Consider the following 23687-nt stretch of genomic DNA (forward strand, 5'->3'; position numbering starts at 1 on the left):
CGCGCCGAGAGCGCCTCATTTTGGTGATAGTCAAAAGTTGGAGGTCTCTTCATGAGAATCGACAAGCTCACCACCAAGTTTCAAGAAGCGCTCGCCGATGCCCAAAGTCTCGCGGTCGGCCGCGGTCAACAATACATCGAACCCGTCCATGTGCTGGCGGCGCTCGTGGCGCAGGAGGACGGCTCGGCGCGGTCGCTGCTCTCGCGCGCCGGCGTGCATATTCAGGCGTTGCAAACGGCGCTGAACGAGGCCGTTTCGCGCTTGCCGCAGGTGCAGGGGACCGACGGCAACGTGCAGATCAGCCGCGAGCTCAACGGCTTGCTCAATCAAGCGGACAAAGAAGCGCAGCAGCTGAACGACACCTTTATCGCGAGCGAAATGTTTCTGCTGGCCGTTGCCGACGACAAAGGCGAGGCGGGGCGGCTCGCCCGGCAGTACGGTCTCACGCGCAAATCGCTCGAAACGGCGATCGCCGCCGTGCGTGGCGGCGGGCAGGTGCATAGTGCCGATGCCGAAAGCCAGCGGGAGGCGCTCAAGAAATACACGATCGATCTGACCGAGCGGGCTCGCGCGGGTAAGCTCGACCCCGTGATCGGCCGCGACGACGAGATTCGCCGCTCGATCCAGATTTTGCAGCGCCGCACGAAGAACAATCCCGTGCTGATCGGCGAGCCAGGCGTCGGCAAGACAGCGATCGTCGAAGGGCTCGCGCAACGTATCGTCAACGGCGAGGTGCCCGAATCGCTCAAGAGCAAGCGCGTGCTGTCGCTCGACATGGCGGGATTGCTGGCGGGCGCGAAGTATCGGGGCGAGTTCGAGGAGCGGCTCAAGGCCGTCCTGCAGGACATCGCGCGCGACGAGGGACAAACGATCGTCTTCATCGACGAGCTTCACACGATGGTCGGTGCGGGCAAGGCCGAGGGCGCGATCGATGCGGGCAACATGCTCAAGCCGGCGCTCGCGCGCGGCGAGTTGCACTGCATCGGGGCGACGACGCTCGATGAATACCGCAAGTACATCGAAAAGGACGCGGCGCTCGAGCGGCGCTTCCAGAAGGTGCTCGTCGACGAGCCGTCGGTCGAGGCGACCATCGCCATCCTGCGCGGGCTGCAGGAAAAATACGAGTTACATCATGGCGTCGAAATCACCGACCCGGCGATCGTCGCCGCGGCGGAGCTTTCGCATCGCTACATCACCGATCGTTTCTTGCCCGACAAGGCCATCGATCTGATCGACGAGGCCGCCTCGAAAATCAAGATGGAGATCGACTCGAAGCCCGAGGCAATGGATCGGCTCGACCGCCGCCTGATCCAACTGAAGATCGAGCGCGAGGCCGTGAAGAAGGAGAAAGACGAAGCCTCGCAAAAGCGCCTGCAATTGATCGAAGAGGAAATCGAGCGTTTGAACCGCGAGTATTCCGATCTCGACGAGATTTGGACGGTCGAGAAAGCTGCGGTGCAGGGCAGTGCGCAATTGAAGGAAGAGATCGAGAAGACGCGCGCGGAAATCGTGCGGCAGCAGCGCGAGGGCAAGCTCGAAAAGGTTGCCGAGCTTCAGTACGGCAAGCTGCCGGAGCTCGAAGCGCGCCTGAAGCAGGTCACCCAGGCGGAAGCCCGGGAGCAGCATAACCCGACGCGTCCGCGGCTGTTGCGTACCCAGGTCGGCGCGGAAGAGATCGCGGAAGTGGTCTCGCGCTCGACGGGCATTCCGGTGTCGCGGATGATGCAAGGCGAGCGCGAAAAGCTGTTGCAGATCGAAGAGAAGCTGCACGAGCGCGTGGTTGGGCAGGACGAAGCGATCAGCGCGGTGGCCGATGCAATCCGACGTTCGCGCGCGGGGCTGGCCGATCCGAATCGCCCTTACGGCTCGTTCCTGTTTCTGGGCCCGACCGGTGTCGGCAAGACGGAATTGTGCAAAGCGCTGGCCTCGTTCCTATTCGATTCCGAGGAGCACCTGATTCGGATCGATATGAGCGAGTTCATGGAAAAGCACAGCGTTGCGCGGCTCATCGGCGCACCGCCGGGCTACATCGGCTATGAGGAAGGCGGCTACCTGACCGAAGCCGTGCGCCGCAAGCCGTACAGCGTGATCCTGCTCGACGAAGTCGAAAAGGCCCATCCCGACGTCTTCAACGTGTTGTTGCAGGTGCTCGACGACGGACGCATGACGGACGGCCAAGGCCGCACTGTCGATTTCAAGAACACGGTCATCGTGATGACGTCGAATCTCGGTTCGCAGATGATTCAGGCGATGTCGGGCGAGCCGCAAGAATCGGTGCGCGAGGCCGTCTGGGTCGAAGTGAAACAACACTTCCGTCCCGAGTTTCTGAACCGGATCGACGAGGTCGTCGTGTTCCATGCGCTCGATCGCAGCAATATCGAGGCGATCGCGAAGATCCAACTGCAACGTCTGTACGAACGGTTGGCCAAGCTCGACATGCAGCTCGTCGTCTCCGATTCCGCGCTCGAGCAGATCGCGAAGGTCGGCTACGATCCGCTGTTCGGCGCACGGCCGCTCAAGCGGGCGATCCAGCAGGAGATCGAAAATCCGGTCGCCAAGCTGATCCTTGCCGGACGGTTCGGGCCGAAGGATGTGATCCCGGTCGACATCGAAGGCGGCCGATTCGTCTTCGAGCGCGTGGTCCACTGACGCGTCTGGCCGGGACCGGAGCCCGGTGTTAGTCTGCGAAGGCCGAGCATTTCCATGCTCGGCCTTTTTCTCATCCGGGTGGTTCATAGGCGCTTGACTTCGAGTGCGCTCTAAGTCTTAACGTTGAGGTTGTCATGTCGGAAGCACTCACGATTGGTCGGATGGCCGGGGCGCTCGGCGTTACTGCGCATACGTTGCGGTACTACGAACAGGCCGGGCTGATTCGGCCGGTTTCACGTTCGCAAGCAGGGCACCGTCTTTACTCGCCCGCCGATATCGAATGGCTGCGGTTCGTGATGCGTCTGAAAGCGACGGGGATGCCGATTGCGAAAATGCAGGCGATCGCGGCGCTGCGAGCCAAGGGCGCGGAAACGGCGGCTGAGCGGCGCGCGTTGCTGATCGAACACCGCGAAGCGGTGCTTGCGCAGTTGCAGCAGTGGCAGGCGAACCTCGCCGCGATCGACGAGAAAATCGTCGCCTACGACGCGATGGTGCGAGACATGACGAACGACAAAACCAACCCTCAATCGTCAAAGGATCGGCCATGGCCCACGAAACGAACGCAAACAACGACCGCTACGCACGCGGATGGGACAAGCTCAAGGAAATCGACGGAGAGGCCGGCGAGCGCGTGATCGAAGCGCTGGCGCCGATCGCCCCGGACTTCGCGCGCTACCTGATCGAGTTTCCGTTCGGCGATATCTACAGCCGCCCGGCGCTCGATCTCAAATCGCGCGAAATTGCGACGATCGCCGCACTGGCAGCATTGGGCAATGCGCAGCCGCAATTGAAAGTCCACATCGAGGGCGCGCTCAACGTCGGCTGCACGCGAGAAGAGATCGTCGAGGTGTTCATGCAGATGGCCGTGTATGCGGGCTTTCCGGCTGCACTCAATGCGCTGTTTGCCGCGCGTGAAGTGTTCGCGGCGCGTGATGCGGCGCAGGCCGCCGCGATGGCTTGAGCGCCTTCAGACGACGTCGACGTGCGCCGCCTGGGCGGCGCGCGCGTGACGCTCGCTGACGACGCGCCAATGCAGGAACAAGCCGCCGCCGGCCACCGCGAGGCTGGCAGCGCTGGCGGCCCAGAAGCCGCGTGCGCCCGTCAACCAGTGCGGTGCTGCGCCGCCGACATCGAAGCCGAGCAGATAGCCGCCGCCGAGGCCCACGCCCCAGAGCGCGAACGCGTAGATCACCGTTGGGCCGACGGCGACCTTATAAGCCCGCAACACGAAGGCCGTCACTGTCTGGAACGTGTCGAAGACGTGATAGACGAGCATGATCGGCAGCAGCGGCATCGCGGCTGCGATGACGGCCGCGTTGGTCGTATAGCCGGCCAGGATCGCGGGCCGCAGCAGGTATCCAGCCAGTGCATAACAAAAGCCGATCGCACACGCCATGACGATCCCGTGCAGCGCCAGCGTGCGAGCCGCCTCATGGCGTTGGGCGCCGAGCGCTTGTGCGACGAGCGTCGAAGTTGCAATGCCGATCGACATCGGCGTCATGTACAGCACGGCGCCGAAATTGCCGGTGATCTGATGACCGGCCAGCGTCGTCGTACCGAAGCGGGCGATAAACAGCGCCATGAACGTGTACGAGGTGACTTCGATCAGGTACGAAAGCCCCATCGGCACCCCGAGCTTGAGCAGCGCGAGCTGCCTGCGCTTCACGGGCCAGCAAAAGTGTTTGAAGATTTCGAATGGGGTGAAGAGATCGAGCTTGGCCAGTAGCGTCAGGCCGACCGCCGCAAATGCCCAATTGATGACGGTGCTGGCGAGCGCACATCCGGGGCCGCCGAGCGCCGGCACGCCGAGTCCGCCGAAGATGAACCATAGATTGAGCGGGATCTTCAGCAGCAATGCGCTGACTTGCAGGACCATGACGAGGCGCGGCTTGCCAATGCCGTTTGCGATCGCCGTGTAGACGCGAAAGGCAAGACTCGCAGGCAGACCCAGCGCCGCGATGCGCAAATAGGTTTCCGTGCGATCGTGCAGCGCGGGCGGTACACGTGAAATGTCGAGCAACGGACCCGGGAAGAACATCACGAAGAAGCCCAGCGCGGCCATGCCCGCCGCCAGCCAGAACCCCTGGCGAACTTCTTCGCCGATCTCCGTGTAGCGCCGCGCGCCGTAGAGCTGACCCGCGATCGGCTGCAAGGCAAGGATGACGCCGGTCAAGCCAACGAACACCGAGACATAGACGGAAGATCCAAGCCCCAGCGCGGCAAGATCGACCGCTGAATAGCGGCCGACCATCACGGTGTCCATCACGCCGAATGCGATGATGGCCAGTTGTCCGATCAGCACCGGCCATGCGAGGCCGGCGATCTTGCGCATGTCTGCAAACATGGCGTCAGGGTCAGAGGCTCAACGTTTGTGTTTGGGGCGCCGGTGTCGTTCTACTGTCGGCGCGGGACGGTTGACACGCACGTACAGACGGAAGCGTTCGTCGCGGTCAGCCGCACGGCGGCCTTCCCAGACGAGTTTCCATGCATAGTTCAGCATCGGGCTCGGCGCGCTGAAATCGGCGGCATCCTGCCGTAGCAGCACGTCGCAGTCCTCGTTGAACGAAAACTGCATATCGGCGAAATAAGCGAACGAAGCAAGCTGCGCATCGCCCAGCCGTACCGGGGAGATACAGAGGTAGTCGTCGGGCAGGTGTTCGGCGATTTGCAACGCGACGTCGCGATAAGTCCGGCTGTAGTTGACCATCGGCAGCCAAAGCGTCATCAACAACACCCACATCAACGTCGTGCCGGCGCTCGATAAGACGACGCTGCGCCAAAGCACCTTGGGGTGCCGCGCGATGCGCCAGCGCACGAGCGCGAGCCAGCAAACCGTCGCCGCGATCGCACAGAGCACCGATGGGATGCTCAGGTGCGGCACGAAGCCGGGGATCAGACGGGCCAGATTGCGTGCGAGAGGATGGGGGAAGCCCGTTTGCGCCGCCAGCCAAACGAGCCAGACGAAGATGCTCAGAATCGAAAAGCTGAGCACGGCGAACCAATCGAACGCGTTGATCGCGCCGCGCTTGAGCGTCGGCAGTGCGAACGCGGCCAGTGTCGCGAGGGGCGGCAACAGCAGAATATAGAGCCGATTCGTTTGATGGCTTTGCAGCACCGCCAGCACGAGCAGCGGGATGGCAACGAACACGGGAATGGCGACGTGCGGCTTGCGGCGTAGCCCGCCCCAACTGACCCAGGCCCAAAGCGCGAGCGGCCAGGCCGGCCACGTGAATAGCGGAAGATTCTTGAACGCATACAGCCAGACATGCCCGGACGGCGCCGTGAATCGGTTGATGCTGCCGTTGACCCATTGCTCGAGGAACCAGGGGGCGTCGTCGGGATAAACGTGCAGGATGACGAGCGGCCACGCGAGCGAAAGCGCGACCGCGAGCGGTAGCCCGAGCAAGGGCAGCCAGACCGAGCGGATCTCGGAGACGACGCTGAGCATGACGATGGTGCTGGCAACGAGCGCCAGCACGAGCAACGGATTGGCCGACAACGCGAGCAGGCCGATCGCGAGCGCCCACCACAAGGCGCCTTGCACCGGTTTGTCGATGCCACGCACGAAGGCGTAGCCGAGCATCGCGACGCCCATGAACTGCGAGAGCTGCGGCGTGGATTCGTGCCCGCGTTCGGCAAGACCGAAGCAGGCGACGAGAATCAGCAAGGCGCCGTCGGCGAGCGTGCGCCCGTAATCGCGCGGCTCGGGTTCGCCCCCGAAGGCGTACTTGAACGGTTGAACTTCCGCGCGCCGACCCAGCAGATACGCTGCGTACCAGACAAACGCGCAGGTCGCGCAAAAGAGGATGCCGGTGGCGAGCCGCGAGGCGTCGGCCGCGTCGACCCAGGGCGCGAGCGCGCGGATCGAGATGGCGCCCAACCAGTAACCGAATGGGCCGTCGTCGGTAATGAATTTGCCGACGAGATTCGGGAGCAGCCAGTCGTGCGTATCGCCGCCGGCCATGGTCCACATGACGCCGAATCCCGCGGCGTCTTCATTCTTCCACGGGTCCCGGCCGAAGAGCCCGAACGCCGCGTAGACGATACATAGCGTGAGCAACAGCCAGCGCGGCAGCGCGCGCGTGGCGGAGGCGGTAAGGCGGACGACAGGTCTCATGCAGGCGGAGCAGCTCTCGGACGGCGGTTGTCATGCTGATGGGGCGGGCGCCTCGGCGCGCGCGATCCGGCATTGTAGTCGCGCGCCGTGCCGCCTGCCATGTGTTGCGCACGCGCGCCGCTGGCGCCAATGAAAAAGGGCAGCCGAAGCTGCCCTTTGACTCGGTCCGGCGCGAGGGCCGGGCGCATGTGCGTGTTTCGGCTGCGACTTACTTCGCCGCCTTGCCGCCGGCGCGAGCACCGAACTTCTTGTTGAACTTTTCGACGCGGCCGGCCGTGTCCATGATCTTTTGCTGGCCCGTGTAGAACGGGTGCGATTCCGACGAAACTTCGATCTTCGCGAGCGGGTAGGTCTTGCCGTTGTGTTCGACCGTTTCGCGCGTTTGGATCGTGGAGCGCGTCACGAACATGAAGCCGTTCGACAGATCGTGGAAAACGACTTCGCGGTAATCGGGGTGAATGCCTTCTTTCATGATGTTTCCTTTAGTCTGGCGGTAGCCAACCCACGCTGCATCGCCACAGAGCGCCGCTCTGAGGAGAGCGAACTGACGGCGAGCCGAAAGCGCGAGCCACTTGCCCAAGGTCGAAAAACGGCGATTATGCCAGAAAATCAGTTGGTTGACGAATTATTGCATCGCCGCTGGCGGGCAGCGTGGCCCTTGGAGCGGGCGCGCCCGGCCTGCGCTCACGCGCCGGCGAGGACGCCCGTGCGCGCCGGGTCCTGGCGGTAATAGCGCGCGAGCAGCCGATAGAGTTCGGGGTATTCCGCCTCGAATGCCTGCGGTTGAACGAACAGCGCTTCGCTGCACACGGCGAAAAACTCGGACGGGTGATCGGCGGCATAGGGATCGATCAGCGATTCGCGCTCGAAGCGCGCCCATCGGCGCCGCGGAACGGCGTCGACGCGTGCGCAGAATGCGTCGTAGGCATGATCGAACACATCGGCCCAATGTTGCGCGTCGAGCGGAGCGTGCCACCGACGAAAGAGGGGCGGATGACCGTCCGCTTCGCCACCAAGCATATCGATCTTGTGGGCGAACTCGTGAATCACGACGTTGTAGGCATCGCGCCCGTCGGTCAGTTGCGCGTCTTCCCAGGACAAGATGACGGGACCGCCTTCCCACGCTTCGCCGCTTGCATCGTGTTCGACTTCATGCACGACGCCGTCTTCGTCTTCGACCGTCTTGCGGATGATGAACTCGCCGGGGTAGACGATCACGCCCACCCAGCCGCGATAGAGATCGAGGCTCAGATTCAGGACGGGCAGGCAGGCCTGCGCCGCGATCCCGACGACAATTTCGTCGGTCAACTCGAGGCCGCGGGCCGTCGAGAATTCCTTTTGCGCGATGAACAGGCTTGTCGTCTCACGCAGCCGCGCGAGATCGGCGGGACCGAGCTGAGCGAGAAAAGGCAGGCGCTCGAGCGTGGCTTGCCACAGCGCATCGTCGATGGCGTGCTCGCGCAGCGCACGTTCGCGACGGCGCGAGTCGAGCCAGCGCGTGAACCTAGTGAGCATCGGTGGAGAGGCTGTCGTCGATGAGCGCCGCCTTCGTGACTCGAAGAAAGCGGCGCCTGAAACCTTAGCCGCCGCGGCGCATCATATCGAAGAACTCGGAGTTGCTCTTCGTCTGGCGAACCTTGTCAAGCAAGAACTCCATCGCTTCGACTTCATCCATGTCGTGGATGAATTTGCGCAACACCCAGACCTTTTGAAGGATCTCGGGCTTGATCAACAGTTCTTCGCGGCGCGTGCCGGACTTGTTCAGGTTGATCGACGGGTACACGCGCTTTTCGGCGAGGCGACGTTCGAGGTGCACTTCCATATTGCCCGTGCCCTTGAACTCTTCGTAGATGACATCGTCCATGCGGCTGCCAGTTTCGATGAGCGCAGTGCCGATGATCGTCAGCGAGCCGCCTTCCTCGATGTTGCGCGCCGCACCGAAGAAGCGTTTCGGACGTTGCAGCGCGTTCGCATCGACACCACCCGTGAGCACCTTGCCCGAAGCAGGGATGACCGTGTTGTACGCGCGGGCGAGACGCGTGATCGAGTCGAGCAGAATGACGACGTCGTGCTTCATCTCGACGAGTCGCTTCGCTTTCTCGATGACCATTTCGGCCACCTGGACGTGACGCGTCGCGGGTTCGTCGAACGTGGAGGCGATGACTTCGCCGGCCACCGATCGCTGCATCTCCGTCACTTCTTCGGGGCGCTCGTCGATGAGCAGCACGAACAGGACGACATCGGGGTGGTTCTGCTTGATCGCGTGCGCGATGTGCTGAAGCATGACGGTCTTACCCGACTTCGGCGACGCCACGAGCAACCCGCGCTGGCCTTTGCCGATGGGCGCAATCATATCGATGATGCGGCCCGTGACGTTCTCCTCGCCGCGCATTTCGCGCTCGAGCAGAAGCGGCTTGTTCGGATGCAACGGCGTGAGGTTCTCGAACATGATCTTATGTTTCGAGGCCTCGGGAGGCTGACCGTTGACTTTGTCGACCTTCACGAGTGCGAAGTAGCGCTCGCCATCCTTCGGCGTGCGGACCTCGCCTTCGATCGTGTCGCCCGTGTGCAAATTGAAACGCCGGATTTGCGAGGGGCTGATGTAGATGTCGTCCGTGCTCGCGAGGTACGACATTTCCGGCGAACGCAGGAAACCGAAGCCGTCGGGCAGTACCTCGAGCGTGCCGTCGCCGAATATGGTTTCGCCGGTTTTGGCGCGCTTCTTGAGGATGGCGAACATCAGCTCTTGCTTGCGCAGACGATTCGCGCTTTCGATCTCGAGGCCATTCGCCATCTCGATCAATTGAGACACGTGCTGAGACTTAAGCTCGGATAAATGCATACAGGAATCCCGCCGGGGAGAAGATGCGACGAAAAGAAATATGGGAGGAGAGTTGAGCGGAACCGCTCAGGGACTTATACGTCTTGAAGTCTTATGATTGTAGCATAGCACAGGCCAGCACCCGTTCAGACGGACGCTGTGCCGCGCGCCAAGCCTGTTGCCCAGTTGCAACAGGCTTGGCGCGCGCCGATTACAGATGGCTGTCGAGGAACGCCGTCAATTGCGACTTCGACAACGCGCCGACCTTCTGCGCCGCGACCGCGCCGTTCTTGAACAGGATCAGCGTGGGGATGCCGCGCACGCCGAATTTCGCCGGCGTCGCTTGGTGCTCGTCCACATTGATCTTCGCGATCTGCAGGCGATCGCCGTAATCCTTCGCGACTTCATCGAGGATCGGGGCGATCATTTTGCACGGGCCGCACCATTCGGCCCAAAAATCGAGAAGCACGGGCTTGTCGGACTTCACCACGTCCTGTTCGAACGATGCGTCGCTGATGTGCTTGATTTGTTCGCTCATGTAAAAGTACCTCTTCGGGTTCGAGGCCCGCGTCTGAAATTGCTCGCCACGATACACCAAAACGGGAGATCGTTCCGAGCGCGCGCGACCGGCCGGGTATACCTGGAAACGGGAACGGCGCTGGCTTTGGCCGGAAAGCTCGCGGGCCATTCGATGCCAGGGCTCGCGATTGCGGGTCGTCTGCTTGTCATATTAGCCCAAATTGCTATGCCTCGTGCAAACCGATAGCGCTGATACGAGCGCGGCCACACGCGGGCGTCGCCACGCTCGATAGCACGCAGACTGCGAGAAAAACGTGGGTGCCTGTCGCGCGCCGCGTGAACCGATGATAGAATGCGACGTGACGGGCCTCCTCGCATGGAGGGGCGGTCAACCTGGTCAGGTCGGGAACGAAGCAGCCACAGCCGTTTTCCACCAGTGCCGAGGGTCAGGCTCGTCACCTTCGCTTTCCTTCTCAGTTCTTCCTTTTCTCTTCCTTCGTATTTCCCCGCGCATCTGCCCTGGTGTTTCCCCTGGTATTTCGCCGTCATCGGCCGTTTTGATGTGCGTTGTTCCGCGCGCATCGTTGCATTGGCGCCGCATCGTTGCTGATACAATTTCGCGATGACCTATCAAGTTCTCGCACGCAAGTGGCGACCGAGGGATTTCGCTTCGCTCGTCGGACAGGAACACGTCGTTCGCGCGCTCACGCATGCGCTCGATGGCGCGCGTCTGCACCATGCGTATCTGTTCACCGGAACGCGCGGTGTCGGCAAAACAACGTTGTCGCGCATTTTTGCCAAAGCACTCAATTGCGAGACAGGGATTACAGCCACGCCGTGCGGCGTCTGCCGCGCATGCCGCGAGATCGATGAAGGGCGTTTCGTCGATTATGTGGAGATGGACGCGGCGAGCAACCGGGGTGTCGACGAGATGGCCGCGTTGCTCGAGCGCGCGGTCTACGCGCCGGTCGATGCGCGCTTCAAGGTCTATATGATCGACGAAGTGCATATGCTGACGAACCACGCCTTCAACGCGATGCTGAAGACGCTGGAAGAACCGCCGCCGCACGTCAAATTCATCCTTGCCACCACCGACCCGCAAAAAATCCCTGTCACGGTGCTTTCGCGCTGTCTGCAATTCAATTTGAAGCAGATGCCGGCCGGCCATATCGTCGGTCATCTCGAAAGGATTCTCGCGGCAGAGCAGATCGCTTTCGAGCCCCAGGCGCTGCGGCTGCTCGCGCGCGCAGCCGAGGGCAGCATGCGCGATGCGCTCTCGCTGACCGATCAGGCGATCGCCTATTCGGCCAATCAGGTTACCGAGGAGGCCGTGCGCGGCATGCTCGGCGCGCTCGACCAAAGTTACCTGGTCCGCTTGCTCGATGCGATCGTCGCCGGGGATGGCGCGCTGGTGTTGTCCGTCGCCGATGAGATGGCGTTGCGCAGCCTTTCTTTTTCCACTGCGCTGCAAGATCTCGCGAGCCTGCTCCACCGCGTGGCCTGGGCGCAGTTCGCCCCCGCATCGGTGCTCGACGAATGGCCAGAGGCGGGTGATCTGCGGCGTTTTGCGCAGGCGCTCGAGCCCGAGCAGGTGCAGTTGTTCTACCAGATCGCGACGCTTGGGCGCGCCGAGCTCGGGCTGGCGCCAGACGAGTACGCTGGCTTTACGATGACGCTGCTGCGCATGCTGGCGTTTGAGCCCGCGCTGCCGCCGGGGTCGGGGCCCGCAGGGCCGACGCAGAAAAGCGGGGGACCCGCGAGTGCATCGAATGCCGGCGCCGGTCGCCGCAGCGCCGTCATGGCGCAGGGCAGTTCAGGCGGCGCCGCGCAAAACGTCGGCGCAGTACCGACGCCGCGCGCCGCACCGCGCGGCGTTGACGTCGGCGTCGGTCAGCCCGCTGCCGACGTTTCCGCTGCGTTCGAGCGGCAGGAAAGGGTGACGACCCTCGCAGCCGCCGCCATCGACACTACGCCAACCGCATCGCCCGACGTTTCCCGAACCGGCGCGTCGCCCGCGCAGCGCGCTGCCGAGCCGCAAGCTGCGCAGGAGCAGGAGCAGGAGCAGGAGCCACCGAAGCCGGACGTCGAAGGGCGCCCGCATATGGGCGGGGCAAGCGCCGCACTCGACGTCCTGCGCAACGCAGGCTTGCGCGTATCGACGGATCGCGGCCGGACGGCGGCCACGTCGGCAGCGCCCGCGCCCACGCCGGTCAAAGCAGCGCCGCCGCGTACGCCTGTCGTCGTGCCCACGCCGCGTCCCCGCAGGCCGGAGGCGCAGCCGCCGCAACCCGACCGGTCTGCGTCGTCCGGCGCGTCGGCCGTGCCGGCTCCGTGGGACGACATGCCACCGCTCGACGACTATCCGCCGCCGTCATCGGAAGACGACTATTTCGCCGGTCCGCCGGACGACGGCTTCGTTCCCGTGTTCGGGGCGGGGCCTGACGACGTGCGCATCGATGCGTCGGCTGTGCCGACCACGCCGGCCGTCGATTTGAGCAAGCTGCCGCCGCCGATCGCGCTCGACGCCGTCGGCTTTGCCGGCGACTGGCCGGCGCTGGCCGTGAGCCTGGGTCTCACAGGTGTCGCGCATCAGCTCGCGTTCAACAGCGAATTGACGGAACTCGACGGCGAGGTGCTGGTGCTGAGTGTGCCGGTGCCGCAGTATGCGGACGCCACGCAGGTCGCGAAGCTGAAGGGCGCGCTCGCCGAACGGCTTGGCAAAGCCCTCGACGTTCGCGTCACGGTCGGGCCGGCGCGCCGCACTGCGGCCGTGCTCGAGGCCGCCGCGCGTGCCGAGCGCCAACGTGAGGCCGAGCGCGAAATCGGCGCCGATCCCTTTGTGCAATCGCTGATTCGCGACTTTGGCGCGAGTATCGTGCCGGGCTCGGTGAAGCCGATCGCGCCCGATATCGACGCCGGCGCCGGCGCGCATTAAGGCCGCCACACGGCACGCCGAGGCAGCGCCTCCCGACGAACGATAGAACGCTCTTCCAAACAACCCATTGGCGGCATCGCATCGATGCGAGGCGCCGCACACGCAACGACCATACGATCGAAGGAGCATATCCATGATGAAAGGCCAACTCGCCGGGCTGATGAAGCAGGCCCAGCAGATGCAGGAAAACATGAAGAAGATGCAGGAGCAGCTCGCGCAGATCGAGGTCGAAGGCCAATCCGGCGCCGGCCTCGTGAAGGTGACGATGACCTGCAAGAACGACGTGCGTCGCGTGTCGATCGACCCGAGTCTGCTCGCCGACGACAAAGAGATGCTCGAAGATCTCGTCGCGGCGGCATTCAACGACGCCGTGCGCAAAGCGGAAGCGACGGCGCAGGAGAAGATGAGCGGCATGACCTCGGGCTTGCCGTTGCCTCCCGGTTTCAAGCTGCCGTTCTGATCGGTTGAACCGGAGCCGATGCCCGAAGGAAGGCGCCCCAGAACAGTCCGTGGGGCGCAGCTTTCAGGGCGCGTACCGACTGACATGAAACAGCCTTCCGCTCTCGTTGCGCTCGTCGAAGCGCTGCGCGCACTGCCCGGTGTCGGACCCAAGTCCGCACAGCGCATGGCTTATCACCTGATGCAACACGATCGGGAGGGAGCCGAGCGCCTCGGCCGGGCACTGCTGTTCGCGACGGAGCATCTGCGGCATTGCGAAAAGTGCAATACGTTCACCGAGGCGCGCATCTGCGATGTCTGCGGCGACGAGTCGCGCGACCCGACGCTGCTGTGCGTGGTCGAGACGCCTGCCGATCAGATCATGCTCGAGCAGACGCTGACCTATCGAGGTCTGTACTTCGTCCTGATGGGGCGCCTGAGTCCGCTCGACGGCATCGGCCCGAAGGAAATCCACTTCGACCGGCTGGTCAAACGGGCTTCGGACGGCGTCGTCAAGGAAGTCGTGCTCGCGACGAATTTCACGAATGAAGGCGAGGCAACGGCGCACTATCTCGCGCAAACGCTCAAGGCGCGCGGACTCTCGGTCACGAGGCTGGCTCGCGGCGTCCCGGTGGGGGGCGAGCTCGAGTACGTCGACGCCGGCACGATTGCACGCGCCGTGCTCGACCGGCGCGCGTTATAGCGGCTTGCTTCCTTGCATCAGTCGTCGCTTTCGTTGGCTGCGGCCAAGAGCAGACGCATCGTTGCCGGGATGCAGGCTGGCTGTCCCCGAAGGATCTGGAAAAGGAGAAGATCGACATGAGCGTATCGGCTGGCCCGCTCGCGGGCGTCAAGGTGCTTGAACTCGGCACGCTGATCGCAGGGCCGTTCGCTGCACGATTTCTCGGAGAGTTTGGCGCCGACGTGATCAAGATCGAAGATCCGAACGGCGGCGATCCGCTGCGCAAGTGGCGCATGCTGTATCCGGAAAACGGCGGCACGTCGCTCTGGTGGGCTGTGCAGGCGCGCAACAAGAAATCGGTGACGTTGAACCTCAAAGCGCCGGAGGGCAAAGACATCCTCAAGCAACTCGCGCGCGAGGCGGACATCGTCGTCGAAAACTTCCGGCCGGGGCTGCTGGAAAAACTCGGGCTCGGCTATGACGTGTTGAGCGCCGACAATCCCGGTCTCGTGATGGTGCGGCTGTCGGGGTATGGCCAGAGCGGCCCCTATCGCGATCGGCCCGGCTTCGGTTCGATCGCGGAGGCGATGGGCGGGCTGCGGCACATCACGGGCTACCCCGAGTTGCCGCCGCCGCGTATCGGCATCTCCATCGGCGATTCGATTGCCGCACTGCATGCGGTGATCGGCGCCATGATGGCGCTTCACCACCGGCAAGCGAACGGGGGTAAAGGGCAGGTGGTCGACGTGGCACTCTACGAGGCTGTCTTCAACATGATGGAGAGCATCGTGCCTGAATACGGCGTCTATGGCGCCGTGCGGGAACGAACCGGTGCTTCGCTGCCGGGCATCGTGCCGTCGAACACGTACCCCTGCAAGGACGGCAGCCTCGTGATCGGGGGCAATAGCGATCCGATCTTCAAGCGCCTGATGCTGGCGATCGAACGTCCCGATCTCGCCGAAGACCCGGAACTCGCGCACAACGACGGCCGCGTGCCGCGCACGCGCGAGATCGACGATGCGATTGCGCTCTGGCTTGCCGAGCGCACGATCGATGAAGCGCTCGACGTGCTCAACCGCGCCGATGTCCCGGTCGGCCGCATCTACAGTGCCGCCGATATGTTCGCCGATCCTCAGTTCGCCGCGCGCAAGATGATCGAGCATTTCAAATGGCAGGATGGCCTCGACATCGCGCTGCCGAACGTTACGCCGAAACTGTCCGAGACACCGGGCGGCACGCGTTGGCTCGGCCCGGAACTGGGCGAGCATACCGACGAGGTGTTGCAATCGCTCGGCTACGACGCCGTGGCGATCGAAAGCCTGCGCGAGCGCAAGATCGTTTAGCGGCTAACCGGCGTGGTTCCAACGGCCGCCTTCCTGAGAGGCGATTGGAATGGGCGGCCGGCCTGCCGCCTCACGGCGTGATGACGATCTTGCCCGTCACGCGCCGCTGCGCCATGTCGGCCAACGCACGCGGAGTTTCCTCCAATCGATAGCGGGCGCTGATGTGAGGGCGAAGTCTGCCTTCGCGCAACCAATGCACGAGTTCCTCGAACGCTTGCGCGTTACGCTGCGGCTCGCGTTTCGCGAATTCTCCCCAAAAGACACCGACGATGCTCGCACCTTTGAGCAGTGCGAGGTTGAGCGGTAGCTTTGGAATTTCCCCGCTCGCAAAGCCGACGACGAGGTATCGCCCCCGCCAGCCGATGCTGCGGAAAGCGGGCTCGGCAAAGGCGCCGCCTACGGGGTCATAGATGACTTCCGGTCCGCGGCCGTCGGTGAGTTCCCGAAGGCGTTCGCGCAGGTCTTCGATGTCGTAGCGGATTGTGGCGTCGGCGCCGTGTTCGCGGGCGACGGCGAGCTTTTCGTCGCTCGAGGCCGCCGCGATCACGCGCGCGCCGAGCGCTTTACCGATCTCGACGGCAGCGAGCCCGACGCCGCCGGCGGCGCCCAGCACGAGCATCGTCTCACCGGCGCATAGCGCACCGCGGTCGACAATGGCGTGGTGCGAAGTGCCATATGCCAGAGTGAATGCAGCCGCGACGGCGAAATCGATGCCGTCCGGCAACGGCATACAGGCTTGCGCCTGCGCAAGCGCCTGCTCGGCGAAGCCGCCGACGCGCGTAAATGCCGCCACGGCCATACCCGGGCGCAAGTGCGCAACGCCGGCGCCCACGGCTCGCACGACCCCCGCGACTTCCGAGCCGGGGGTAAACGGCATGGGCGGCTGGAACTGATACTTGTTCTCGATCACGAGAACGTCGGGAAAATTGACACTGGCCGCTTTTACGTCGATGACGACTTCGCCCGGCCCCGGCTGCAAATCGGGCACGGTTTCGACGACGAGCGTTTCAGGCGGTCCGTACTGATGGCAGCGAATGGAGCGCATAACCGTTTCCTTGCGAATTGATCGACATGCGGGCAGTGTAGCCGACGTCGAACGACCGTGCCTTTTCAAAGCTTTGCGAGCGGAAGCGAACACAGTCGCACGATCGTAGAGGCGCTGTCGGTCCTCGGTTACAATCGCCGCATGCGAATCCTACTGAGCAACGACGACGGCTATCTCGCGCCCGGGCTTGCGGCGCTTTATCACGCGCTCAAGCCGCTGGGCGAAGTCACGGTGATGGCGCCCGAGCAGAACTGCAGCGGTGCATCGAACTCGCTGACGCTTGCCCGTCCGCTTTCGGTCTGGCGCTCGGCCAACGGTTTTTACTACGTGAACGGCACGCCCACCGATTCGGTCCACATCGCCCTTACCGGGATGCTCGATCACAAGCCCGATCTGGTCGTCTCAGGCATCAACAACGGCCAGAACGTGGGCGAAGACACGCTCTATTCGGGCACCGTCGCAGCCGCCACCGAAGGCGTGATGTTCGGCGTGCCGTCGATCGCGTTTTCGCTCGTCGAAAAAGACTGGGCCCATCTGGAGGACGCGGCGCGCGTGGCGGCCGATATCGTTCGTCACTTTTTGGCGCAACCGCTGCCGTCGCATCCGCTGCTCAACGTCAACATTCCGAACCGGCCGTACGGCGAGCTGGGCGAGTGGGAAGTGACGCGTCTGGGCAAGCGACATCCGTCTCAGCCCGTCATTCGGCAAACGAACCCGCGCGGAGAGCCTATCTACTGGATCGGGCCGTCGGGCGAGGCGCTCGACGCCACCGAAGGCACCGACTTCCACGCGCTCGCGAACGGCCGTGTCTCGATTACGCCGCTGCAGCTCGATCTCACCCATACGCAGATGATGACCGCTACGCGCGAGTGGGCACGCGCCGGGCGTCGCGATTCATGACGGGCGAACGCGCCAAGCGCTTTCCACTTGGGCTTGCCGATCTCGAACGCAAGCCGCGCGGCGCCACGGAACGCGTGCGCGAACCGCTTGCTGCCCGCGAGGGGGCGGCGCGTCGCGTTGACACGTTCGCGTCGCATGCTGCCGACAAAATGGGGGCGCCCAATGTCCCGCTCGCGAGCGCGCTTGCATTGACCTCGGAACGGGTGCGCGAGCGCATGGTCGAACGGCTGCGCGGCAACGGCATTGCCGATGCGCGGGTGCTCGATGCGATAGCGGCGGTGCCGCGCCATATGTTCGTCGATCCGGGCTTGGCGGCGCAGGCCTATGAAGACGCGGCGCTACCGATCGGTCACCAGCAGACGATCTCGAAGCCGTCGGTCGTGGCGCGTATGCTCGAACTCGCCGCCGCAGGCCGCCCGCTCGATCGCGTGCTGGAGATCGGCACCGGTTGCGGGTATCAGGCTGCCGTGCTTGCACGCATAGCGCGCGACGTCTATTCGATCGAACGGATCAAGCCGCTCTACGAACGCGCCAAGTTGAACCTGCGTCCGCTGCGGGTGCCGAACATTCGACTGCACTATGGCGATGGGCGCGTGGGACTGCCGGCCGTCGCGCCGTTCGATGCGATCGTCATCGCGGCGGCCGGTCTCGATGTGCCTCAGGCGCTGCTCGAACAGTTGGCCGTCGGTGGCAGGCTGGTTGCGCCGGTCGGTTCGCAGAGCGGGCAGGCTCAGGTGTTGACGCTCGTCGAGCGTGTGGCGCCGAGCCAATGGCGAGAGTCTCGTCTTGATCGCGTTTTCTTTGTCCCCTTAAAATCCGGAGTGATTTGACACCGATGTTTACGTTGCGCGCGATGCAAACAAACAACGAACAGGCGCGGCTGACAGCCGCTCAGCGCGTCATCTGTGCGCTTGCCCTCACTACGCTCGCCGCGTGCGCGACGCGGCTCGATCAGGCGCCTGTCGTCGACCGCTCGAGCGCGCTTTCGACGGGCGCATCGGCAGCCACGCCGTTTGGCGCGTCGCAGCCGGCCATCCCACAAGGGCCGCCCCCGCCGGGCTACTACCGTGTGAAGCCGGGCGATACGCTCTATCGGATCGCGCTCGAAAACGGCCAGAACTATCGCGATATCGCGACCTGGAACAACCTGGCGAATCCGAACCAGATCGAAGTCGACCAATTGCTGCGCGTTGCGCCCCCTGGGGCGAACACGGCGACGACGACCCCGGGCGTCGCGACCGCTCCGATTACGAACGGCGGGGTGGTACAAGGCGCGCCGCTGACACCACCGACGGCGGCTGCCGCCGCCGCGTCGGCCGCCACGGCGAACGCCACGGTGCCGCCGATCTACGGAGCGGGACCGGGCTCGACGGCTACGACGATTCCGCCGCAGCCTGCCGCAAGCCCGGCCGCGGGTGCGTCGACTGCCGGCGCGGGGGAAAGCACCATCACTTTCGCGTGGCCCGTGCATGGCAGCATCGTCAATACGTTCGACGACAACAGCAACAAAGGCTTGAATATCGGAGGCACGCCGGGCGAGGCAGTGAAGGCCGCGGCCGACGGTCGGGTCGTCTATGCGGGAAATGGGCTGCGCGGATACGGCAATCTCATTATCATCAAACACAACGCGATGTATCTCACCGCCTATGCACACAACCGCTCTTTGATGGTAAAAGAGGGGGACGCGGTGACGAAGGGGCAGAAGATCGCCGAGATGGGCAACAGCGATTCCGACCGCGTGATGCTGCACTTTGAGATCCGCCGACAGGGCAAACCTGTCGATCCGATGAAATACTTGCCGCCGCAATAAGCGATACGACCATGCCGACATCGAAGCGCCGCAAGCAGCAAGCCGAAACGGACACGCTCAGCCGCGTCACGCCCGACCTGGTGCATGACGCCGGCGCTTCGACGACCGAGCCCGAGGACGAAACGACGGAGTCCGAAACCGATTTCGAGCCCGAGTCGTCTGCTCGCGAGTCCGAAGAGGGCGAGGGGCGGGAAGAGGCGGCGGAGCCCGGGCCCGATCCGGACGATTTTCGGGCACTTTTGCAGGCCGAACTGACGGCCGATACGATTCAGCACTACCTGAACCGCATCAGCGTCAAGCCGCTGCTGACGGTCGAGGAGGAGCAGCGCTATTCGCGGCTCGCCAAAGCCGGGGAGTTCGAAGCGCGTCAGGTGATGATCGAGCGCAACCTGCGGCTTGTCGTCAGTATCGCCAAAGGCTACTTGAATCGCGGGGTGCCTTTGCTCGATCTGATCGAGGAGGGCAATCTCGGGCTCATGCACGCCATCGAGAAATTCGATCCGACGCGCGGCTTCCGCTTTTCCACGTACGCCACCTGGTGGATCCGCCAAAGCATCGAGCGCGCGATCATGAATCAGGCGCGCACGGTTCGGCTGCCGGTGCATGTGATTCGCGAACTCAATCAGGTGCTGCGGGCCAAGCGACACCTGGAAAAGAATTCGATGAATTCGGGCGAGCCCGTAGAACGGCGCGATGCCAGCATCGACGACATTGCATACCTGACGGGCAAGACCACAGACGAAGTCACCGATATCCTGGCGCTCAACGAGCATACGGCCTCGCTCGACGCGCCGCTCGATCTCGATCCGGCCAGTAGCCTGCTCGATCTATTGTCGGACGACCAGAGCCAATCGCCGGACGCCGAAGTGCAGCACCGGGAACTCGAGACATTGACGCGCGCCTGGCTGTCGCGTTTGTCGGACAAGCATCGGCATGTGATTGAACGACGTTTCGGCCTCAACCACATCGAGCCGGCGACGCTCGAAGAACTGGCCGATGAAATGGGCCTCACGCGCGAGCGGGTGAGGCAGATTCAGCAGGAAGCGCTGGTGCGCCTGAAACGCTTCTTCGCGTCCAACGGCGTACGCAAGGATGCTGTCTTATAGGGTGGCCGTGCAAGCGCGCTCCACCCCGTCTACCCGCTCTACCCGCGAACAACTCCCAGGTTAATGACTCCGATTCTCGTTTTGGACATCGAGACGATCCCCGATGTCGCCGGCATCCGCCGGCTCGACGATCTGCCCGCTTCGATGAGCGATGCCGAAGTGGCCGACCACGCCTTCGCGGCACGTCGCGAAAAGACCGGCAGCGATTTTCTGCCGCACCACCTGCAGTGTGTGGCTGCGATTTCGTGCGTCTTTCGCGACCGCACCGGATTGCGCGTGCGCTCGCTCGGTACCGTTGAGGATGGCGAGGCGGCGCTGATCCAGTCGTTCTATCGAGTCATCGAAAAGTACACGCCCCAACTGGTTTCCTGGAACGGGGGCGGTTTCGACCTACCCGTACTGCATTACCGCGCGCTCATCCATGGGATTTCCGCTTCGCGCTATTGGGATTTGGGCGAAGACGACCGCGACTTCAAATGGAATAACTACATCAGTCGGTATCATGCCCGGCATACCGATCTGATGGACGTGCTTGCCATGTACCAGGCGCGCGCCAATGCGCCGCTGGATGCGCTGGCCAAGCTTTGCGGCTTTCCGGGCAAGCTGGGGATGGACGGCGGTCAGGTCTGGACCGCTTTCCGCGAAGGCCGCATCGAAGAAATTCGCAATTATTGCGAGACGGACGTCCTCAACACCTACTTGCTCTACTGTCGTTTTCAATTGATGCGGGGAGCGTTTTCGCCTGACGAGTACGCCGACGAAATCGCCTTCGTCAAGCAATCGCTCGCGCAAGAGAGCGCGCCCCATTGGGCCGAATATCTGGCTGCTTTTGCCGATACGGCAGCGCCGGGCGGCGCACCGGGCTGAAAAAAGGGTCGAGCTGCGCCGCGATCCCTATCGCCGTCGTTTGACGGTTTCGAGGGGCGGGTTTCACGTGTGCCGATTGGGGCCAGTCGAACGAGTCAGACGAACGAGTGAGACGAACTAGTCGAGTTCGAGCACGATCGGCTGATGATCCGATGCCTGGGTGGCGCCGTCGATCTCGCAACTGCGTAGGCGGGCGCGCAAATCCTCCGTGACAAAGACGAAATCGCAGGTGATCGGGCCGTCGCTCCACTGTTTTGTATCGTAGACACCGGCAGTGAGCGGTGGCGTTTGGCCCGGGTGCAGCGTCGTCCAGGCGTCAATGAAGCCGGGTGCGCCCGCCAACGGCGCGATGAATCGGCGATACGCCTCGGAGTCGAACCTGCTATTGAAATCTCCACAGACGACCGCGCTGACGGGCCGCGAAGTCGGCGCGAACGGACCCGTGGCATTCTCGGCCGCCGCCGGGTGGGCGGCGTGATCGGCGGCTTCCAACTGCAATCGCCGAAGCTCATCGACTTGGGCCAGGCGCTGCTGAAGCGAATAAAATTCGAGATGGGTGACGAGGATGCGTAGCGGTCCGCTGCTCGTTTCGACGACCGCTTCGAGCGCAACGCGTTGCATCGAGGGCGCGCTCGCGTCGGCGGGCCATGGCAGCGAATGGCGCAGGACGAGCGAAACGGGCAGGCGCGTCGCGATCGCATTGCCGAACTGTCGCCGTGACGGCGAGCCGTCGAGCGAGGGCAGATCGGCGCCGATCGCATCGAGCACGGTGTAGCCGGGCAGCGCCTGCGCGATTTCGGCAAACTGGTCTGGCCCCGGTCCGCCCGGCAGGACGCCGAAGCCTCGCGTGATTTCCTGCATGCAGATGACATCGAAATCGGCGAGGCGCCTCGCTGCCTTGAGCGTTCGATCGAGATCGACGCGACCGCCGGCATCGCGTCCCCATTGCACGTTCCAACTCACGAGCTTCACGACTCACCCTCCGTTGCATTGCCCGGTTCGTCTACAATCTCGCCTTTCGTCCCATGTCTGCCAGGAAACCGCAGGTGTCCGAATCCCCTCGTAGTATCGCGCGTCGTAGCGAGCGCGGCGTTGCGCCCGCCGAAACCGTCCGTGCCCCCATTATCGAAATCGACTCGCTCGACGTGGAGGCGCGAGGCGTCGGCCGGTTGACGACCGAGAACGGCGAGCCCGGAAAAGTCATTTTTGTCGAAGGCGCGCTGCCGGGCGAGCGCGTCACCTATTCGAGCTACCGCAAGAAAGCAAGCTTCGAGCAGGCTCATGTCGTCGACATCTTGCGTGCAAGCCCCATGCGCGCGGCGCCGCAATGCCGTTTTTTCGGCGTCTGCGGCGGTTGTTCGATGCAGCATCTCGACGAACGCGCACAAGTCGCGATCAAGCAGCGCGTGCTCGAGGATAACCTCTGGCATTTGTCGAAGGTCAAGCCCGAAACCGTGTTCCGGCCGATCCACGGGCCGTCATGGGGCTATCGGTATCGTGCGCGGCTGACCGTTCGCCACGTTGCGAAGAAGGGCGGTGTGCTCGTCGGTTTCCACGAGAAACGGAGCAGCTACGTTGCCGACATGACGAGCTGCGAAGTGTTGCCGCCACATGTTTCCGCAATGCTCGTGCCGCTGCGCCGACTCGTGGAGGGCTTGTCGATCCGTGACCGCTTGCCGCAAATCGAGTTGGCCGTCGGCACGAGTGTCACGGCGCTCGTGTTACGTGTGCTCGAACCGATGACCGCGGACGACGAAGCGCAGGTGCGAGCGTTCGCCGATTCCTATGGCGTGCAGTTCTGGGTTCAACCGAAAGGGCCCGACACGGCCGTGCCGTTTTACCCGCTCGACGTCGACCTCGATTACACGCTGCCCGAGTTCGGCATCCGCATGCCGTTCAAGCCCACCGATTTCACGCAGGTCAATCATGCGATCAACCGGGTGCTTGTGGGCCGCGCTTTGCGCTTGCTTGCGCCGCGCCGCTCCGACCGCGTGCTCGATCTGTTCTGCGGCCTCGGCAACTTCACACTGCCGCTCGCCCGGATGGCACGCGAAGTCGTCGGCATCGAGGGCAGCGACGCGTTGACGACTCGTGCGCTCGCCAATGCAAAGATCAATGGCGTCGACCGTCATACCTCGTTTGCCTGCCGCAATTTGTTCGACGTGACGGCTGACGACTTGCGTTCGCTCGGCCCGTTCGACAAATTCCTCATCGACCCGCCGCGCGAAGGTGCGCTCGCCGTGTCGAAGGCGCTGGCTGAAATCGCGCAGAGCGGTGATGGGTCGCTGCCGGGCCGGATCGTTTACGTGTCGTGCAACCCGGCGACGCTCGCACGCGATGCGGGCTTGCTCGTGCATGAGGCTGGCTATCGGCTGAAGGGCGCGGGTGTCGTCAATATGTTCCCGCATACGTCGCACGTCGAATCGATCGCGCTGTTCGAGCGTCAGTAACGCTT

General features: G+C 63.6%; 21 protein-coding genes and 1 other RNA gene. 14 read left to right on the forward strand and 8 right to left on the reverse strand.

From position 1 onward, the window contains the following. The first annotated feature begins 51 nt into the window (after positions 1-51). From clpB to C0Z19_RS02545, 3 genes are all read left to right on the forward strand, one after another. On the forward strand, positions 52-2649 hold the full coding sequence (gene clpB, locus C0Z19_RS02535; protein WP_102608235.1) for an ATP-dependent chaperone ClpB: 2598 nt from the start codon (positions 52-54) through the stop codon (positions 2647-2649). A 134-nt stretch (positions 2650-2783) separates the two neighbouring features. Beyond that, positions 2784-3284: a MerR family transcriptional regulator gene (locus C0Z19_RS02540; RefSeq protein WP_102608236.1), complete on the forward strand. Its 501-nt coding sequence runs from the start codon at positions 2784-2786 to the stop codon at positions 3282-3284. Beyond that, positions 3194-3610, forward strand: coding sequence for a carboxymuconolactone decarboxylase family protein (locus C0Z19_RS02545; RefSeq protein WP_102608237.1), 417 nt, complete (start codon positions 3194-3196; stop codon positions 3608-3610). Before C0Z19_RS02540 ends, C0Z19_RS02545 begins: the two co-directional genes overlap by 91 nt. Before the next feature lie 6 nt (positions 3611-3616). Here the strand turns inward: C0Z19_RS02545 and C0Z19_RS02550 are convergent, their stop codons facing one another. The 6 genes from C0Z19_RS02550 to trxA form a co-directional block, all read right to left on the reverse strand. After that, positions 3617-4993, reverse strand: a complete 1377-nt coding sequence (locus C0Z19_RS02550; RefSeq protein WP_102608238.1) for an MATE family efflux transporter — start codon at positions 4991-4993, stop codon at positions 3617-3619. A gap of 18 nt (positions 4994-5011) precedes the next feature. Next, a complete protein-coding gene (locus tag C0Z19_RS02555; protein WP_102608239.1) occupies positions 5012-6766 on the reverse strand; it encodes an ArnT family glycosyltransferase in 1755 nt (584 codons plus the stop codon). 208 nt (positions 6767-6974) lie between these two features. Continuing rightward, positions 6975-7238 (reverse strand): type B 50S ribosomal protein L31, encoded by a 264-nt coding sequence (locus C0Z19_RS02560; RefSeq protein ID WP_102608496.1) that lies wholly within the window; start codon positions 7236-7238, stop codon positions 6975-6977. A gap of 212 nt (positions 7239-7450) precedes the next feature. Continuing rightward, a complete protein-coding gene (locus C0Z19_RS02565; protein WP_102608240.1) occupies positions 7451-8281 on the reverse strand; it encodes a M90 family metallopeptidase in 831 nt (276 codons plus the stop codon). Between the two features lie 64 nt (positions 8282-8345). Then, positions 8346-9608: a transcription termination factor Rho gene (rho, locus tag C0Z19_RS02570; RefSeq protein WP_102608241.1), complete on the reverse strand. Its 1263-nt coding sequence runs from the start codon at positions 9606-9608 to the stop codon at positions 8346-8348. 190 nt (positions 9609-9798) lie between these two features. Then, positions 9799-10125 carry a thioredoxin TrxA gene (gene trxA, locus C0Z19_RS02575; RefSeq protein ID WP_102608497.1) on the reverse strand — a complete coding sequence of 109 codons (327 nt, stop codon included), beginning with the start codon at positions 10123-10125 and terminating at the stop codon, positions 9799-9801. Positions 10126-10467: 342 nt separating this feature from the next. On the opposite strand from trxA, the gene ffs reads away from it, so the two are divergent. The 5 genes from ffs (at position 10468) to C0Z19_RS02600 (ending at position 15504) form a co-directional block, all read left to right on the forward strand. Next, positions 10468-10566, forward strand: an RNA gene (gene ffs / locus C0Z19_RS02580) — signal recognition particle sRNA small type. Between the two features lie 162 nt (positions 10567-10728). After that, positions 10729-13041, forward strand: coding sequence for a DNA polymerase III subunit gamma/tau (locus tag C0Z19_RS02585; protein ID WP_102608242.1), 2313 nt, complete (start codon positions 10729-10731; stop codon positions 13039-13041). A 133-nt stretch (positions 13042-13174) separates the two neighbouring features. Beyond that, on the forward strand, positions 13175-13501 hold the full coding sequence (locus C0Z19_RS02590; protein WP_102608243.1) for a YbaB/EbfC family nucleoid-associated protein: 327 nt from the start codon (positions 13175-13177) through the stop codon (positions 13499-13501). Positions 13502-13585: 84 nt separating this feature from the next. After that, positions 13586-14182 (forward strand): recombination mediator RecR, encoded by a 597-nt coding sequence (gene recR / locus C0Z19_RS02595; protein ID WP_102608244.1) that lies wholly within the window; start codon positions 13586-13588, stop codon positions 14180-14182. 116 nt (positions 14183-14298) lie between these two features. After that, a complete protein-coding gene (locus C0Z19_RS02600; protein WP_102608245.1) occupies positions 14299-15504 on the forward strand; it encodes a CaiB/BaiF CoA transferase family protein in 1206 nt (401 codons plus the stop codon). 70 nt (positions 15505-15574) lie between these two features. Here C0Z19_RS02600 and C0Z19_RS02605 read toward each other — a convergent pair whose 3' ends face one another. Then, complete coding sequence (locus C0Z19_RS02605) at positions 15575-16549, reverse strand: NADPH:quinone oxidoreductase family protein (RefSeq protein ID WP_102608246.1); 975 nt, start codon at positions 16547-16549, stop codon at positions 15575-15577. A gap of 141 nt (positions 16550-16690) precedes the next feature. On the opposite strand from C0Z19_RS02605, the gene surE reads away from it, so the two are divergent. The 5 genes from surE to C0Z19_RS02630 all read left to right on the forward strand — a co-directional run bounded on the left by surE (position 16691) and on the right by C0Z19_RS02630 (position 21232). Next, the gene (surE, locus tag C0Z19_RS02610) at positions 16691-17449 is read left to right on the forward strand and encodes a 5'/3'-nucleotidase SurE (protein ID WP_102608498.1); all 759 of its coding nucleotides are present in this window, start codon (positions 16691-16693) and stop codon (positions 17447-17449) included. Further along, positions 17446-18279 (forward strand): protein-L-isoaspartate(D-aspartate) O-methyltransferase, encoded by an 834-nt coding sequence (locus C0Z19_RS02615; protein WP_102608499.1) that lies wholly within the window; start codon positions 17446-17448, stop codon positions 18277-18279. The genes surE and C0Z19_RS02615 overlap by 4 nt, the downstream gene beginning before the upstream one ends. Before the next feature lie 5 nt (positions 18280-18284). Beyond that, positions 18285-19259, forward strand: a complete 975-nt coding sequence (locus C0Z19_RS02620) for a peptidoglycan DD-metalloendopeptidase family protein (protein ID WP_102608247.1) — start codon at positions 18285-18287, stop codon at positions 19257-19259. 11 nt (positions 19260-19270) lie between these two features. Then, positions 19271-20365 carry an RNA polymerase sigma factor RpoS gene (rpoS, locus tag C0Z19_RS02625; RefSeq protein WP_102608248.1) on the forward strand — a complete coding sequence of 365 codons (1095 nt, stop codon included), beginning with the start codon at positions 19271-19273 and terminating at the stop codon, positions 20363-20365. Positions 20366-20428: 63 nt separating this feature from the next. Then, positions 20429-21232 carry a 3'-5' exonuclease gene (locus C0Z19_RS02630; RefSeq protein ID WP_102608249.1) on the forward strand — a complete coding sequence of 268 codons (804 nt, stop codon included), beginning with the start codon at positions 20429-20431 and terminating at the stop codon, positions 21230-21232. A gap of 117 nt (positions 21233-21349) precedes the next feature. Here the strand turns inward: C0Z19_RS02630 and C0Z19_RS02635 are convergent, their stop codons facing one another. Then, positions 21350-22204 (reverse strand): endonuclease/exonuclease/phosphatase family protein, encoded by an 855-nt coding sequence (locus C0Z19_RS02635; protein ID WP_102608250.1) that lies wholly within the window; start codon positions 22202-22204, stop codon positions 21350-21352. Positions 22205-22257: 53 nt separating this feature from the next. Here C0Z19_RS02635 and rlmD point away from each other — a divergent pair, with 53 nt between their 5' ends. Then, a complete protein-coding gene (gene rlmD / locus C0Z19_RS02640) occupies positions 22258-23682 on the forward strand; it encodes a 23S rRNA (uracil(1939)-C(5))-methyltransferase RlmD (protein ID WP_102608251.1) in 1425 nt (474 codons plus the stop codon). Positions 23683-23687: the final 5 nt, after the last annotated feature.

The organism is Trinickia soli (genome assembly GCF_002879855.1).
In the GTDB taxonomy this organism is placed as follows: domain Bacteria; phylum Pseudomonadota; class Gammaproteobacteria; order Burkholderiales; family Burkholderiaceae; genus Trinickia; species Trinickia soli.

Coding starts and splice junctions, on each gene's coding strand:
- clpB (WP_102608235.1), top strand. CDS start 52: ATGAGAATCGACAAGCTCACCACCAAGTTTCAAGAAGCGCTCGCCGAT.
- C0Z19_RS02540 (WP_102608236.1), top strand. CDS start 2,784: ATGTCGGAAGCACTCACGATTGGTCGGATGGCCGGGGCGCTCGGCGTT.
- C0Z19_RS02545 (WP_102608237.1), top strand. CDS start 3,194: ATGGCCCACGAAACGAACGCAAACAACGACCGCTACGCACGCGGATGG.
- C0Z19_RS02550 (WP_102608238.1), bottom strand. CDS start 4,993: ATGTTTGCAGACATGCGCAAGATCGCCGGCCTCGCATGGCCGGTGCTG.
- C0Z19_RS02555 (WP_102608239.1), bottom strand. CDS start 6,766: ATGAGACCTGTCGTCCGCCTTACCGCCTCCGCCACGCGCGCGCTGCCG.
- C0Z19_RS02560 (WP_102608496.1), bottom strand. CDS start 7,238: ATGAAAGAAGGCATTCACCCCGATTACCGCGAAGTCGTTTTCCACGAT.
- C0Z19_RS02565 (WP_102608240.1), bottom strand. CDS start 8,281: ATGCTCACTAGGTTCACGCGCTGGCTCGACTCGCGCCGTCGCGAACGT.
- rho (WP_102608241.1), bottom strand. CDS start 9,608: ATGCATTTATCCGAGCTTAAGTCTCAGCACGTGTCTCAATTGATCGAG.
- trxA (WP_102608497.1), bottom strand. CDS start 10,125: ATGAGCGAACAAATCAAGCACATCAGCGACGCATCGTTCGAACAGGAC.
- C0Z19_RS02585 (WP_102608242.1), top strand. CDS start 10,729: ATGACCTATCAAGTTCTCGCACGCAAGTGGCGACCGAGGGATTTCGCT.
- C0Z19_RS02590 (WP_102608243.1), top strand. CDS start 13,175: ATGATGAAAGGCCAACTCGCCGGGCTGATGAAGCAGGCCCAGCAGATG.
- recR (WP_102608244.1), top strand. CDS start 13,586: ATGAAACAGCCTTCCGCTCTCGTTGCGCTCGTCGAAGCGCTGCGCGCA.
- C0Z19_RS02600 (WP_102608245.1), top strand. CDS start 14,299: ATGAGCGTATCGGCTGGCCCGCTCGCGGGCGTCAAGGTGCTTGAACTC.
- C0Z19_RS02605 (WP_102608246.1), bottom strand. CDS start 16,549: ATGCGCTCCATTCGCTGCCATCAGTACGGACCGCCTGAAACGCTCGTC.
- surE (WP_102608498.1), top strand. CDS start 16,691: ATGCGAATCCTACTGAGCAACGACGACGGCTATCTCGCGCCCGGGCTT.
- C0Z19_RS02615 (WP_102608499.1), top strand. CDS start 17,446: ATGACGGGCGAACGCGCCAAGCGCTTTCCACTTGGGCTTGCCGATCTC.
- C0Z19_RS02620 (WP_102608247.1), top strand. CDS start 18,285: ATGTTTACGTTGCGCGCGATGCAAACAAACAACGAACAGGCGCGGCTG.
- rpoS (WP_102608248.1), top strand. CDS start 19,271: ATGCCGACATCGAAGCGCCGCAAGCAGCAAGCCGAAACGGACACGCTC.
- C0Z19_RS02630 (WP_102608249.1), top strand. CDS start 20,429: ATGACTCCGATTCTCGTTTTGGACATCGAGACGATCCCCGATGTCGCC.
- rlmD (WP_102608251.1), top strand. CDS start 22,258: ATGTCTGCCAGGAAACCGCAGGTGTCCGAATCCCCTCGTAGTATCGCG.